This window comes from Streptomyces sp. CC224B, assembly GCF_030010595.1.
Classification (GTDB): Bacteria; Actinomycetota; Actinomycetes; order Streptomycetales; family Streptomycetaceae; genus Streptomyces; species Streptomyces longispororuber.
This window is the reverse complement of sequence record NZ_JASCXL010000065.1, coordinates 40,736-54,905: the sequence shown is the minus strand read 5'-3', so window position 1 is coordinate 54,905 and position 14,170 is coordinate 40,736. Positions and strand designations below refer to the sequence as shown.

At 74.9% G+C, this 14,170-nt stretch carries 10 protein-coding genes and 1 pseudogene; 4 read left to right on the top strand and 7 right to left on the bottom strand.

What is annotated here, in order from left to right:
* Positions 1–70: 70 nt before the first annotated feature.
* A complete protein-coding gene (locus QK440_RS24965) occupies positions 71–2,098 on the bottom strand; it encodes an alpha-1,4-glucan--maltose-1-phosphate maltosyltransferase (protein ID WP_282795442.1) in 2,028 nt (675 codons plus the stop codon).
* A gap of 333 nt (positions 2,099–2,431) precedes the next feature.
* Positions 2,432–2,617, bottom strand: a pseudogene (locus QK440_RS24960) (DUF5133 domain-containing protein); the annotation flags it as partial.
* A gap of 299 nt (positions 2,618–2,916) precedes the next feature.
* On the opposite strand from QK440_RS24960, the gene QK440_RS24955 reads away from it, so the two are divergent.
* From QK440_RS24955 to QK440_RS24945, 3 genes are all read left to right on the top strand, one after another.
* Positions 2,917–3,471, top strand: a complete 555-nt coding sequence (locus QK440_RS24955) for a pep a2 (RefSeq protein WP_282795436.1) — start codon at positions 2,917–2,919, stop codon at positions 3,469–3,471.
* A 12-nt stretch (positions 3,472–3,483) separates the two neighbouring features.
* On the top strand, positions 3,484–5,601 hold the full coding sequence (gene glgX, locus QK440_RS24950; RefSeq protein ID WP_282795435.1) for a glycogen debranching protein GlgX: 2,118 nt from the start codon (positions 3,484–3,486) through the stop codon (positions 5,599–5,601).
* Positions 5,602–5,956: 355 nt separating this feature from the next.
* Entirely contained in the window at positions 5,957–6,115 is a 159-nt protein-coding gene (locus QK440_RS24945; RefSeq protein ID WP_282795434.1) for a hypothetical protein, read from the top strand.
* Positions 6,116–6,229: 114 nt separating this feature from the next.
* Here the strand turns inward: QK440_RS24945 and QK440_RS24940 are convergent, their stop codons facing one another.
* The 5 genes from QK440_RS24940 to QK440_RS24920 all read right to left on the bottom strand — a co-directional run bounded on the left by QK440_RS24940 (position 6,230) and on the right by QK440_RS24920 (position 12,833).
* Complete coding sequence (locus tag QK440_RS24940; protein ID WP_282795433.1) at positions 6,230–7,606, bottom strand: deoxyribodipyrimidine photo-lyase; 1,377 nt, start codon at positions 7,604–7,606, stop codon at positions 6,230–6,232.
* A gap of 479 nt (positions 7,607–8,085) precedes the next feature.
* Positions 8,086–9,642: an SDR family oxidoreductase gene (locus QK440_RS24935; RefSeq protein WP_282795441.1), complete on the bottom strand. Its 1,557-nt coding sequence runs from the start codon at positions 9,640–9,642 to the stop codon at positions 8,086–8,088.
* Positions 9,643–10,006: 364 nt separating this feature from the next.
* Complete coding sequence (locus QK440_RS24930) at positions 10,007–10,894, bottom strand: universal stress protein (protein ID WP_282795432.1); 888 nt, start codon at positions 10,892–10,894, stop codon at positions 10,007–10,009.
* Between the two features lie 246 nt (positions 10,895–11,140).
* Positions 11,141–11,977 carry an acyl carrier protein gene (locus tag QK440_RS24925; RefSeq protein WP_282795431.1) on the bottom strand — a complete coding sequence of 279 codons (837 nt, stop codon included), beginning with the start codon at positions 11,975–11,977 and terminating at the stop codon, positions 11,141–11,143.
* 394 nt (positions 11,978–12,371) lie between these two features.
* Entirely contained in the window at positions 12,372–12,833 is a 462-nt protein-coding gene (locus QK440_RS24920) for a hypothetical protein (protein ID WP_282795430.1), read from the bottom strand.
* A 340-nt stretch (positions 12,834–13,173) separates the two neighbouring features.
* On the opposite strand from QK440_RS24920, the gene QK440_RS24915 reads away from it, so the two are divergent.
* Positions 13,174–14,028, top strand: coding sequence for a class I SAM-dependent methyltransferase (locus QK440_RS24915; RefSeq protein WP_282795429.1), 855 nt, complete (start codon positions 13,174–13,176; stop codon positions 14,026–14,028).
* The last annotated feature ends 142 nt before the right edge of the window (positions 14,029–14,170 follow it).

Genomic DNA, 14,170 nt, shown 5'->3' with positions numbered 1-14,170 from the left:
GTCCTTGGCGGGGGTGTCCTCGAAGGTGTCCTGGACGGGCTCATTGACGATCATGTGGGTGACCCTCCGATCAGCGGCGGGGAAGGTCGCGGGACGTGGCCGGCTCACTCACCTCGCCGACGTCCCGGGCCCTCGTCGCGGCCGGGGCACCCGTCGCCGTCAGGACGTGGGCGCCGCCCGGTGCGAGCCGCACGTAGTTGGAGCTCCCCCAGTGGTAGGTGTCGCCGGTCAGCTCGTCGCGCACCGGCAGGGAGGCGCCCGGGTCGAGGCCGAGCCGCGGCAGGTCCAGCGTGACCGTGGCCTCGTGGGTGTGGTGGGGGTCCAGGTTGACGACGACCACGACCACGTCCGGGCCCGCGCACTTGCTGTAGACGAGCAGCGCGTCGTTGTCGGCCTGGTGGAAGACGAGGTTGCGGAGCAGGCGCAGCGCCGGGTGGCGCCGCCGGACGCGGTTGAGCGTGGTGAGCAGGGGGGCCAGGGAGCGGCCCGCGCGCTCGGCGGCCGCCCAGTCGCGTGGGCGCAGCTCGTACTTCTCCGAGTGCAGGTACTCCTCGCTGCCCGGTCCCGCGGGGGTGTTCTCGCACAGCTCGAAGCCGCTGTACACGCCCCAGCTCGGGGAGAGCGTCGCGGCGAGCACGGCGCGCGCGGCGAACGCCGGGCGGCCGCCCTCCTGGAGGTACCGGGACAGGATGTCGGGGGTGTTCACGAACAGGTTGGGCCGCAGGTAGTGGGCCGTCTCGGTGGCCAGCTCCCGCAGGTAATCGGTCAGTTCGGCCTTGGTGTCGCGCCAGGTGAAGTACGTGTACGACTGCTGGAAGCCGACGCGGGCCAGCGCCCGCACGACCGCGGGGCGGGTGAACGCCTCGGCGAGGAAGACGACGTCCGGGTCGGTGCCGTTGATGTCCGCGAGCACCCGCTCCCAGAACACCAGGGGCTTGGTGTGCGGGTTGTCCACGCGGAAGATCCGCACCCCGTGCCCCATCCAGAAGCGCAGCAGCCGGGTGGCCTCCGCGACCAGTCCGGGCAGGTCCTTGTCGAAGGCGATCGGGTAGATGTCCTGGTACTTCTTCGGCGGGTTCTCCGCGTACGCGACGGTGCCGTCGATGCGGTGCGTGAACCACTCGGGATGCCGGGTGACCCACGGGTGGTCCGGTGAGCACTGGAAGGCGAAGTCCAGGGCGACCTCGAGCCCGAGTTCACCGGCCCGGCCGACGAAGGCGTCGAAGTCGTCCAGGGTGCCCAGGTCGGGGTGGACCGCGTCGTGCCCGCCCTCCGGGGAGCCGATCGCCCAGGGCACCCCCACGTCGTGCGGCCCGGCCGACAGGGAGTTGTCGGGTCCTTTGCGGAAGGTGCTGCCGATCGGGTGGACGGGCGGCAGGTAGACCACGTCGAAGCCCATGTCCGCGATCGCCGGCAGCCGCTCGGCCGCCGTGCGGAAGGTGCCGGAGACGGGCGGTTCCCCCGGACGGAGCACCGCGCCCTCCGAACGCGGGAAGAACTCGTACCACGCGCCGAACAGGGCCCTCTCCCGCTCGACGAGCAGCGGCAGGGCCTCGGAGCGGGAGACCCGCTCCCGCAGGGGGTGGCGGGCGAGCGCGGCGTCCACCTCCGGGGCGAGCGCCGCCTCCAGGCGGGCGGCGGGCGGCCGGAGCCGGTCCTGGAGCGCCTCGGCGGCGGCGAGCAGCACCCGGCGCCCGGCGCCCGGCGGGACTCCCCCGGCGGCGCGCTTGTGCAGCAGCGCGCCCTCTTCGAGCGTCACGTCGGTGTCGATGCCGGCCGGGATCTTCGCCGTGGCCGCGCGGCGCCACCGCGCGACGGGGTCGGACCAGGCCTCCACGGCGTACGTCCAGCGCCCCTCGGCGTCCGGCGTCACGTCCGCGCCCCAGCGGTCGGTGCCCGGGGAGAGTTCGCGCATCGGGGTCCAGGGGCCGCTCCGGCCGCCGGGGCCGGTCAGGACGACGTTGGCACCCACCGACTCGTGCCCCTCGCCGAAGATCGTGGCGGTGACCTGGAAGGTCTCGCCGGGGACCGCCTTGACCGGGCGCCGGCCGCCGTCGAGGACCGGCTGGACGTCCAGGACGGGCACGGTCACGGTCACGCACTCGGCGCCCGCGTCCGTGTCCGTGCCCGCATATGTGTCCGTGCCCGCATACGTGTCCGTGCCCGGATACGTGTCCGCGGTGGGCCGAACGGCGGACGGCGGGGCGGCGGACGGTCGTGTGGCCGCCCGGCCGCGGGGGGCCGCGCCCAGGGCGGCACCGGCGGCCGGAAGCCCGGGGACGGGCGGCGGCGCGGGCGAGGGTGTCGCCGGAGCTGGACGCATCGTTCTCTCCTTCACCACTCGTCCTGGCAGGGCCTCTCCCCGGCGGCGCGGCGCTCGGGCCGTCCGGCCGCCGCCCGGCGGAGCACCGGGCGGCCGCCGCCCGACGTAGCGCTCCGCCGCGTCGGCGGCGACGCGTGCCGTGCACTCCCCCATCAGCACGCACAAGGTGTACGCGGCGCTCTCGAAGTGCGCCCGCGCGGTGCGGTCGGCCGGGTAGGTGAGCGTGAGGCGCTCCCAGGCCCGGTACCGGTCCAGGGACCGCGCGACTTCAGCTCTGGCAGGCAACAGCGTCACGCTCGTCACCTTCTTGTCGGGCCGTCGTGCGCGCGGGGCCACCTTGCCGAAGCCGTGCCGCGGCGCACGGGGGGATGTCGCGGATGTGTCGGTCGAATTTCCTACCCATGGTGCACGCCCGGCCACGCAGCGTCCTGTTGGATCTTCGAACGCCCGGCACTCCCGTCTCGCGTTGCACGAATGGAGCAGTGCGGTCACATTGAGAACAACTCACAAGCGATCAATGGTCACGCTCCGTATCCGGTAACCGTCCGGCGCGGCCGTCGGACCAACGGGGTCGCTGAGAGGAGCCAAGAGCGATGAAGACCGCACTTCCCTGCTACTACCACCTCGACGTGGAGGTGAGCCCGGAGCGGATCGAGCAGGTCAGCCGCATTCTGGCCGCGCACCTCCGGCACTGGGGCCTGGAAACCCTCGCCGACCGCGTCTGCCACTGCGTCGGCGTGCTGCTGCGCGCGGTCGAGGAGAACGGCTCGGACAAGAACACCGGCATCGAGATGTGGTGGACCGGGCAGCACCTCATCACCGCCGTCTCGGACAACGAGCCCGACCTGCCCGACCCGCACTACGGCCCGCAGGGGTGCCTGGCGCAGATCGCCGCGCTGAGCGACGGCTGGGGCAACTACCCCGCGACCCACGGAAAGATCATCTGGTTCTCGCACCGCGCCCGCTCGCACGTGGGCGCCCGGCTGAGGCCCGTCACGCCCGCGCCCACCCTGCGCGAGGCGCGCCCGGAGCCGCGCACCGTCCCGGTCGCCGTCCTCACGGGGGCGGCGGACCCGCACCCGTGCCTCGCCGCCGCCGCGTCCGCGTCCGCCGGCGCCGGGCGGCCGCCCGGCCACGTCCTCCCGTAGAAAGGCAGCAGCGTGCGCACCTGGACCGGACGCCCCTTCCCGCTGGGGGCCACCTATGACGGTGAAGGCACCAACTTCGCCCTCTTCAGCGCGGTCGCCGACCGTGTGGACCTCGTCCTCGTCCACGAGGACGGCTCGCACGACACCGCCGTCCTGCCCGAGGTCGACGGCTTCGTCTGGCACTGCTACCTGCCCGGAGTGGGCCCGGGGCAGCGCTACGGATACCGGGTGCACGGCCCGTGGGAGCCCGCCGCGGGCCACCGGTGCAACCCCGCCAAGCTGCTCCTCGACCCCTACGCGCGGGCGTTCGAGGGCCAGGTGGACCACCACCCCTCGCTGTTCGAGCGCGCGGCGGACGGCCCCGAACCGGCCGACAGCGCCGGGCACACCCTGCTCTCCGTCGTCACCGACCCGTCGTTCGACTGGGCGGGCGACCGGCCGCCGCGGCACCCGTACGCCGAGTCCGTGATCTACGAGGCGCACGTGCGCGGCCTGTCCCTGCGCCACCCCGGCGTGCCCGCGGAGCTGCGCGGGACGTACGCGGGACTGGCGTCGGACGCGGTGGTCGAGCACCTCGTCTCCCTGGGCGTGACCGCGGTCGAGCTGATGCCGGTGCACCAGTTCGTCCAGGACGGCTTCCTGCGCGACCGCGGCCTGTCCAACTACTGGGGCTACACCTCCATCGGCTTCTTCGCCCCGCACAACGCCTACGCGGCGCACGGCTCCCGCGGCGAGCAGGTCGACGAGTTCAAGGCCATGGTCAAGAAGCTGCACGCGGCCGGTCTCGAGGTCATCCTCGACGTGGTCTACAACCACACAGCGGAGGGCAACGAGAACGGCCCCACCCTCGCCTTCCGCGGCATCGACAACGCCTCGTACTACCGCCTCGTGGAGGACGACCCGGCGCGCTACTTCGACACCACCGGCACCGGCAACAGCCTGCTGATGCGCCACCCCAACGTGCTGCAACTGGTCATGGACTCGCTACGCTACTGGGTCACCGAGATGCACGTCGACGGGTTCCGGTTCGACCTCGCCGCCACCCTCGCCCGGCAGTTCCACGACGTGGACCGGCTCTCGGCCTTCTTCGACCTGGTGCAGCAGGACCCCGTCGTCAGCCGGGTCAAGCTCATCGCCGAGCCGTGGGACGTGGGCGAAGGGGGCTACCAGGTCGGCAACTTCCCGCCGCTGTGGTCGGAGTGGAACGGCAAGTACCGGGACTCCGTACGGGACTTCTGGCGCGGCGCGGACCACGCGCTCGCCGAGTTCGCCTCCCGCCTGACCGGGTCCTCCGACCTCTACCAGCACGACCGCCGCCGCCCGCGGGCGAGCGTCAACTTCGTCACGGCGCACGACGGCTTCACCCTGCGCGACCTGGTGTCGTACGACGAGAAGCACAACGAGGCCAACGGTGAGGGCAACCAGGACGGCGAGAACGACAACCGGTCCTGGAACTGCGGCGTGGAGGGCCCCACCACCGACCCGGCGGTCCTGGAGCTCCGGGCGCGCCAGCAGCGCAACTTCCTGGCCACGCTGCTGCTCTCGCAGGGCATCCCGATGCTCGCCCACGGCGACGAGCTGGGCCGCACGCAGCGGGGCAACAACAACGCCTACTGCCAGGACAACGAGATCTCCTGGGTCGACTGGGACCTCGACGAGGACCGGCGCGCGCTGACCGGCTTCACCCGGCGGGCCATCGCCCTGCGCGCCGCCCACCCGGTGTTCCGGCGCCGCCGCTTCTTCCGCGGCGACACCCTCACGCACGAGGGGCAGCCGCTGCCCGACCTGGTGTGGCTGCGGCCCGACGCGCACGAGATGGCGGACGAGGACTGGCAGCGGGCCGACGCCCACGCCGTCGGCGTCTTCTTCAACGGCGACGCGATCACCGAGCCGGACACCCAGGGCAGGCCCGTGGTGGACGACTCCTTCCTGCTCCTGGTGAACAGCCACCGGGAGCCGGTCGTCTTCCGGCTGCCGGGCACCGCGTACGGCGAGCGCTGGACCACGCGGATCGACAGCTCCGACCCGCTCGGCCTCGCCGACGAGACCGAGCACAAGGCGGACAGCGAGGTACCGGTCGGCCCGCACACCCTGCTGCTGCTGTCCCGGCCGCCGCTGACGCGCCGTTAGGCCGGGGTCCAGGTCCGCCCTGCCCCGGGTGCAACTGCAACGCCGCCTTCGTCCGGCCGTGGAGAGGGCAGCACAGCCTCTCGGCGAGCACGGCGCGTCCGAATGCAGCCATGGCGACACGTGACGGCCAGGGCCGGACGTCCACCGTCGCACGGGCGGTGGTGCCTGAGGGGGGTCCTGGGCGGGTGCGCGGGCGCTCGCGCGACGTCCCGGGGGTGGCGGTCGCTCGGTCGAGCTGGTGCCGTAGGCCCTCGTCGCCGGTGGGGGCATGCCCTGACTGGAGCAACAGAGCAGGCGCGTGGCGGCGGGGTCCGGTGTGATGGCTGTGTCCCAACCCACGGTAAAGGAGCAACAAATGCGTATACGCACCTTGGGAACGACGGCTCTGCTCACCTGCGTGCTGGTCCTCACGGGGGCGACGGCCGCTCACGCCGCGAATGAGGATCCGGGAGACGTGACCGTGCTCAACCTGCTCAACATCCTGAGCGCTGTCGACAACAACATCGGGGCCTGACAGCGGTTCCCCCGCGCCCCCTTGGCCGCATCCTCTGCGAGCCGAGGGGGCCTGCGGCGGTTACGGCGACCAGGATGTCCCGTCGGCAGGCCGCCGACCGCCTTCCTCGCTCGGTCAAGGCTGCTTGCCGCGGGCCCGGCGGAAGCGGTCGAGGCCCTCGGCGAGGTCGACGATCCGGTCCGGGTAGCCGAGGGCGGCGCGGTCCCGGGCGGGGAGCTTCCACGGCTCGTGCGCCGCCGGCCCGACGAGACCGGAGAGCTCGGGGACCCAGCGGCGGACGTAGGCGCCGTCGGGGTCGTACCTCTTGCCCTGGGTGACCGGGTTGAGGACCCGGTTGGGGCGGCTGTCGGTGCCGGTGCCGGCCACCCACTGCCAGTTGAGCTGGTTGTTGGCCAGGTCGCCGTCGACCAGCCAGCGCAGGAAGTGGGCGGCGCCGACGCGCCAGTCGACGTACAGGGTCTTGGCGAGGAAGCTCGCGGTGAGCAGCCGGGCGCGGTTGTGCATCCAACCCTCGTGGCGGAGCTGGCGCATGGCCGCGTCGACGACCGGGTAGCCGGTGCGGCCCTCGCGCCAGGCGTCGACGTCGTCGGCCGCGGTGCGCTCGGTGCGCCAGCGGTCGTGTTTGGTGCGGTAGTCGGTACGGGCGGCGGCGGGGCGGGCGGCGAGGACCTGCCGGTGGAAGTCGCGCCAGGCGAGCTGCCGGACGAACGCCTCGGCGCCCGGGCCGCCGTGGCGGCGGGCGCGGTGCACGAGCTCCACCGGCGAGAGGGTGCCGAAGTGCAGGTGCGCGGAGAAGCGCGAGGTGGCGTCGGCGGCCAGGTCGTCGTGGGTGTCGTCGTAGGCGGCCAGGCCGCCGCGCCAGTAGGCGGCCAGCCGGGCGCGCGCCGCGCGCTCCCCGCCCGCGGGCAGCCCGGCGGACACGTCGGCGCCCGCGCCGCGCCCGGGGAGGTCCTCGCCGCCCACCGCGTCGGGCACGGGCACCCGGCGCGGCGCGCCGACGGCCGGGCGCAGCGGTACCCGCTCCCACTTGCGGTGGTACGGGGTGAAGACGGCGAAGTGGTCGGAGGCGGCGGGGGTCACCTCGCCGGGCGGTACGGCGACCGTGACCGCGTCGTGCACGACCAGGCGGCGGCCCTCCGCCTCCAGCGCGGCCCGCAGCCGCTCCTCGCGGTGCGCGGCGTACCCGCCGTACCCGTCCGCCAGGTGCACCTCGCGGGCGTCCGCCTCGGCCGCCACCCGGCACACCTCCCGCACCACGTCGCCGGAGCGCACCACGAGCCGGCCGCCGCGGTCGCGCAGCGCGGCGTCGAGGTCGGCCAGGCAGTCGGCGAGGAAGGCCGTGCGGTTGGGCGTGGCGAAACCGGCCGCCTCGACGGCGCGGTCCCGTACGAACAGCGGGACGACGGCGTCCGCCGAAGCGAGGGCGGCCCGCAGCGGCGGGTGGTCGTGCAGGCGCAGGTCGGACGTGAACAGGACGAGGGAGACGCGCATGGGCGGGGGCTTCTTCCGGTGCGGGCGCGGGGTGGGGCGGGTCGGGGTGGGGCGGTGGTACGGGGGCCGGGTCTGCGGCCGGGGTCGGTCCGTGCGGGGGTTGATACCGGGGGCGGGTCGGTGCGCGGGGGCGGGGGCGGGGCGGTACGCGTGGGTGGCGGCGGGGCGTGGGGCGGTGCGCGGGCCGGTGTCACGGAGGCGGCAGTGCCGTACGGGTCGGTCACGGGAGCAGCGGCAGCGCCGGACACGGACCGGTGGCACGCGAGCGGCGGCAGCGCCGGACACGGACCGGTGGCACGCGAGCGGCGGCAGCGCCGGGCACGGGCCGGTGGCACGCGCGCGGCGGCAGCGCCGGGCACGGGCCGGTGGCACGCGCGCGGCGTCAGTGCCGGACACGGGCCGGTGTCACGCGAGCGGCGGTGCCGTCGGGCACGGGTCGGTGTCGCGGGGGCGGTTGTGCTGTCGGGCACGGGCCCGTGTCACGGCTGCGGCGGTGGTGGGGCCGTGGCCGGGTCGCGGGCCGTCGCGCGTTCGGCGGCGTGGACGATGTTGCGGGCCATGCCGCCGAAGACCACCGCGTGGAAGGGCGAGACGCTCCACCAGTACAGGTGGCCCAGGAGGCCGTGCGGGTGGAACACGGCCCGCTGCCGGTAGCGCGCGCCCCCGGGCTCGTCGTCGCCCACCCGCATCTCCAGCCACGCCAGGCCCGGCAGGCGCATCTCGGCGCGCAGCCGCAGCAGCCGGCCGCGTTCGATCTCCTCCACCCGCCAGAAGTCGAGCGAGTCGCCCACCCTGAGCCGCCGGGCGTCGCGCCGGCCGCGGCGCAGCCCGACGCCGCCGGCCAGCCGGTCCAGCCAGCCGCGCACCGCCCAGGCGAGGGGGAAGGAGTACCAGCCGTTCTCGCCGCCGATGCCCTCGATGACGTCCCACAGCGCCGCCGGCGAGACGTGGGTGCGGCGTTCGCGCTCGTCGGTGTAGAGGCTGCCGCCCGCCCAGTCGGGGTCGGTGGGCAGCGGGTCGCTGGGCGCGCCGGGGACCGCGGCCGACGACCAGCGGGTGACGACCTGCGCCTCGCGGACGCGTTGCAGGGCGAGGGTGACGGCGCGGTCGAAGCCGATGGGGTGGCCCGGCGGATTGGGCACGTACCGCTCGATGTCGTTGTCGTGGCACACCACCTCGTGCCGCAGGGACTCCGTCAGGGGCCGGGCGATCCCGGCCGGGACGGGGGTCACCAGGCCCACCCAGTGGCTGGACAGGCGCGGGGTGAGGAGGGGCACGGGCAGGATGAGGCGGGCGGGCAGGCGCGCCACCGCCGCGTAGCGCCGCATCATGTCGAGGTACGTCAGCACGTCCGGGCCGCCGATGTCGAAGGTCCTGCTGACCTCGCGGGGCAGCCGGGCGCAGCCGGTGAGCAGGCGCAGCACGTCGCGCACGGCGATCGGCTGGACCCGGGTGCGCACCCAGCGCGGGGAGACCATCACCGGCAGCCGCTCGGTGAGGTAGCGCAGCATCTCGAAGCTGGCCGACCCGGAGCCGATGATCACGGCGGCGCGCAGCACGGCCGTCGGTACGCCCGAGGCGAGCAGGATCCGGCCGACCTCGGCGCGGGAGCGCAGGTGCGGGGAGAGGTCGCGTTCGGGCACCGAGTCGGGGGTCAGTCCGCCGAGGTAGACGATCCGGCCCGCCCGGGCGCGCCGCGCCTGCTCGCCGAAGACGTGGGCCGCGTCGCGGTCGACGGCCTCGAAGCCGCGGCCGGTGCCGAGAGCGTGCACGAGGTAGTAGGCCACGTCCACGCCGCTCATGGCCCGGGCGACCGAGGCGGGGTCCGTGACGTCGCCGCGGACGATCTCGACGCGGCCGACCCAGGGGTGGTCCCGCAGCTTGTCCGGGGTGCGGGCCAGGCAGCGCACCCGGTGGCCCGCGGCGAGCAGCTCCGGGACCAGGCGGCCGCCGATGTAACCGGTGGCGCCGGTCACCAGGCACGTCAGGGAGTCGCCCGCCGGGGGCCCGGGGGGTGGGGTGCGGTCGTCTGTCATGTCGGTCCCGTCGCCTGTCCGCTCGTCGTCCGCGGTGCTCACGCACGTGTCCTTCCTATCCACGGTGCGGACGCGCCGGTCGGACGCGCGCGGGAGTGGGGCCGGGCGGGTGACGGGCGGGACGCGCGAGGGGTTGCGGGCGGGACGCGCGGGACAGGGCCGGCGCCCGGGGCGGGAGCGCGCACAGCCCGCGGGGGGGGGGGGCCGGGGGCCCCCCCCCCCGGCGTCCGCGGGGCCCGCCCCCCGTTGCCCCCAATCGCCTCTTTCACACATGGGTTTTTTTCCCGGGGGGGGGGGGGGGCCCGGGGCGCGGGCCCGGGTGGCCGCTCCCTGCTCACCGGGCCCGCGCGCGGGTGCCGCCGACTCAGGCGGGAGGGACGACCGCGACCGGGCAGTTCGCGTGGTGCAGCGCGGCGTGCGCCACCGACCCGATGCGCGTACCGATGGGGGAGCGGTGCGCCCTGCGGCCGACCACCAGCAGCCGCGCGTCCGCCGAGGCCGCAAGCAGGACCTGACCGGCGCTGCCGATCTCGACGTGCTCGGTCACCGGTACGTCGGGGAACCGCTCGCGCCAGGGGGCGACCGCCCGCGCCAGCGCCTGCCGCTCCATCGGCTCCAGGCCGCCCGCCTGGTCCGCCATGTCCAGCACGCCGGTGTTGTAGGCGTACAGCGGCGGCAGCGTCCACGCCCGCACCGCGCGCACCGCCGCGCCCCGGGCGGCCGCCGCCTCGAAGGCGAACCGCAGCACGGCCGCGCCGTCCTCCGGCTCCCCGTGCTGGCCCACGACGATCTCGCCCGCGCTGTCGCCGGCGCCCGGCACCTCCGCCCCCGTCCCGGTGCCCGCGCGCACCGAGACCACGGGCCGCTCCGCCTCGGCGATCACCTGCTGGCCGTACGAGCCGAGCAGGAAGCCGACGACGGCGCCGTGCCCGCGCGAGCCGAGCACGAGCATCTCGGCGCGCCCGGCCTCCCGCAGGAGCGCGGCGACGGGCGCGTCCCCGACGACCTCGGCGCTGACCCGCAGGTCCGGACGGCGCCCGGACACGCGCGTCTCGGCCTCCCGCAGCACGGCGTCGGCGGCGCGGGCCTGCTCCTCCCGGTCCTGGGCGACGGTGGCGTCGGCGGACTCCAGGTGCCAGGCGTGCACGATGCGCAGCGGAGCGCCGCGCAGCGCGGCTTCCCCCGCCGCCCAGTCCGCTGCGGCCAGGCTCTCGGCGGATCCGTCCACTCCGACGGCGATGGCGCGGGTCATGGGGCCTCCGTACGTTCATGGGGCGGGCACGGCGGCGCGGCCGTCCGCACCCGCTCCCGGTTCACTGTCCCGGTCGGGTCTCTCCTCGTCCCTTCTCCCTCTTTCTCCTGCTCCTCGTGGTCGCCGGCAATCGGAATCCACCCGTGCGGATCATGTGAGGTGCGTCAACCGGGACGCGTCGGAGGGGTCGCGGTGCCAGGGGCACCGAGGAGTCACGGGCGTCGCGGTGTCACGGGCGTCTCGGTGTCACGGGGTCACGTTCTTGACCGGCAGGTTCTTGCTCGCGCCCGCGATGTAGTAGTCCTTCGGCGCGGAGAAGACCACGAACGCGTTGTCGTAGTCGCGGATCTTCGCGCGGACGGTGAAGTTGCCGCGTGCGTCGGTGGTGGTCTTCGCGTTGTACGCGGACTCGTAGTACGTCCGCAGCAGCACCCGGGTGCCCGCGACCGGCCGGTGCCCGGAGGGCCAGGAGACCTTGCCGGTGACGACGAGGGTGTCACCGGCGCGCACCTTCGTCTTGTTGACCTTGTAGCTGATGGTGCTGGTGACCGGCTCGGCGGCGACGGTGGCGTCGGCGAAGTAGATCTCGTTGTCGTCGGGGTCGCCCGGGTCGTACGAGGCCTGGAACTGCACCTCGTGGCGGGGGAAGAGGAAGGTGCTCGGCTCGTCCGGCCAGCGGTCGGCGGGCACGTCCGAGAGGGAGAACCGCCCCTCGGCGTCCGTCCGTACGGTGCCGAGGCGGAGCGTCTCGCGCTCGACGGGGTCGATGGGGTCGCCCCACGGGTTCCAGGTGGTGTACATGACGCTCTTCATCAGCGTGACCGGCGCGCCCGCCAGCGGGGTGCCGTCGGCGCGCGTCACGGTGCCGCCGAGGTCGACCGTGCGGTGTCGGTAGTCGGTCGTGGGGGTGTCGGTGGAGAGGGTCACGGCGAACGGCGCCGGCGGCGGGTCACCGGGCGCGGGGGAGTTGTCCGTGCCGTGGGCGGCCGGGACGCCGACCCCGAGGGTGGCGAGGGCGAGCGCGGCGACGGCGGCCAGGCGGGCGACGGGGAAGGCGACGGGGAAGCGGGAACGCGTGTGCACGTGGACTCCGTGGGTGTCGAGGTCGGTGGCGCCGGGGGACCGGCACCCCGTTCGACACGCGGGGCGGGAGCGGTGGTTGTAGGGGTTTCGCAGAGTGCGGGCGGTGTACGCGCCACGTTCGCCGGCCGGTCGCCCCTCGGCCACCGGGGCGGCATGCCACCCGTGACGACCGCGCCGCGCGGGAGCCGTGAGCTGTCGGCTCGCTCGCTCGTGGAGCCGTGAGCCGCCGGAACGCCCGCCCGTGGGAGTCGTGAGCCGCCGGGACGCCCGCCCGTGGGAGTCGTGAGCCGCCGACATACCCGCCCGTGAGGGCCGCCGCGCCGGAGGCCGCGGAGAACCGGCCGGGTTCCGAGGAACCCGGCCGGTCACGTACGTGCGCGAGGAGCGGTCGGCGTCAGTGGTCCGTGCCGGTGGCCCAGACGGCGCGGCTGCCGTCGTAGATGACGACGTTGCCGTCGTCCTGGACGACGAGGCGGGAGCCGGGGTGGCCAGCGGTCCCGGACGCCCAGACCGGGCGGCCGCTGCGGGTGTAGACCACGAGGTTTCCGTCCTCCTGGAAGCGCGTGGTCCAGCCCTGGTTGACGGTGCGGGAGGCCCAGCGGGCCCGGTTGAACTCGTCGTAGACCACGAGGTTGCCGTCGGACTGCATGACGAGGGTGGCGGTGTCGGAGCGCAGGGACTCGTTGTGGTTGAGGGTGAAGGGCGCGTACCGGATCTGGTCCGCGAGGATGCCCGGCTCGGTCGCGCGGGCGGCGGCCGGAGCGGTGTCGTGTGCGGGGGTGGCGTTCGCCTGGCCGATCAGGGTGAGAGAGGCTAGCGCGGCGGTCGCGAGAAGCGTGACGGTCTTCTTCCCCACGAAGGAACTCCTTGGAGTCAGGTGGTTCACCCAACGGCGCCCTGCTGGGCGCCGCACCCGGGACTCTGGCACCGGCGCAGCGCCGGAGGGGGCGGCTCCGTACAGGGATGGCGGGTTGCCGCCCCTCAATGACCGGAACTTACGGATGGCATGTGATCGGCCTGGAACTGTTCATGAATCATGGCTGGGGGCCGGTGGGTGCCTTCAAGTCGAAGGTTTCGCAGGTCGCGGTGTCCGGGAGCGGGGGGCGCGCACGGCCCCGTGGCGGGTGCCGCGACCGGGGCGGCCTGACATCATCGGCGCCTGGCGGGACGGGTCTCCGGGAGGAAGGTGCGCCGACGTGGACGGCTGGGAGTGGGACGACACCTTGTTCGCGGGCACGGCCCCCTACTACGCGCGCGGACGGCTGCCCTACGCCCCCGGCCTGGCGGACGCCCTCGCCGAGGCGCTGGGGCTCGACGGGCGGGGGCGCCTGCTCGACGTGGGGTGCGGGCCGGGCACCCTCGCGCTGCCGCTGGCGCGCTGGTTCGGCGAGGTCGTGGGGGTGGACCCGGACGGCGGGATGATCGCCGAGGCCCGGAGTGCGGCGGTGGCGGCCGGTGTCGCCGCGAAGGCCACGTGGCTGCGGGCCCGGGCCGAGGAACTGCCCGCGGGCCTCGGCACGTTCACGGTGGCCGTCTTCGGCCAGTCCTTCCACTGGATGGACCGCGACCTGGTGGCCAGGACCGTACGCGGCATGCTGCGGCCGGGCGGGACGCTGGCCCACGTCGCCGACGCCAAGGCGGAGCCCTGGCCCGTCGAGGAGCTGCCGCACCCGGCGGTGCCCCACGCCGCGTTGGACGAGCTGGTGCGGCGGTATCTCGGGCCCGTCCGGCGCGCGGGCCGGGGGGTGCTGCCGCGGGGGACGCCCTCGGGTGAGGCCGAGGTGTTCGCCCGGGCGGGCTTCACCGGCCCGGAGCGCCTCGTGGTCCCCGGCGGGCAGGTGCTGCGGCGCACCTGGGACGACGTCGTCGCGGACGTGTTCTCCAAGTCGTACTCGGCGCCGCACCTGTTCGGCCCGCGCCGGAACGCGTTCGAGGCCGACCTGCGCGCGCTGCTGCGGACCGCCTCGCCCTCGGGCTGCTTCGCCGCGCACCAGCCGAGCACGGAGGTGTTCCTCTGGCGCCCGGCTCCCGGCCGGGACGGGGAGCGCTGAACGGCCGGCGCGGCGGACGGCTCTGCACGTGCCCCCTGGGGGACGCGGCGAGGGCCTCGCGCACGAGGCCGAGCCCGCGGCCGGGCGGCGGAGGGCCGCAGCCGGTCCGCGGAGCCCGTACCTGCCGGGCAGGCGGCCAGCG

Bases quoted from the DNA above. Each gene is read 5' to 3' on its own strand.
- QK440_RS24930 (WP_282795432.1), bottom strand. From the start codon at position 10,894: ATGACCCGCGCCATCGCCGTCGGAGTGGACGGATCCGCCGAGAGCCTG.
- QK440_RS24945 (WP_282795434.1), top strand. From the start codon at position 5,957: ATGCGTATACGCACCTTGGGAACGACGGCTCTGCTCACCTGCGTGCTG.
- QK440_RS24935 (WP_282795441.1), bottom strand. From the start codon at position 9,642: ATGACAGACGACCGCACCCCACCCCCCGGGCCCCCGGCGGGCGACTCC.
- QK440_RS24955 (WP_282795436.1), top strand. From the start codon at position 2,917: ATGAAGACCGCACTTCCCTGCTACTACCACCTCGACGTGGAGGTGAGC.
- QK440_RS24940 (WP_282795433.1), bottom strand. From the start codon at position 7,606: ATGCGCGTCTCCCTCGTCCTGTTCACGTCCGACCTGCGCCTGCACGAC.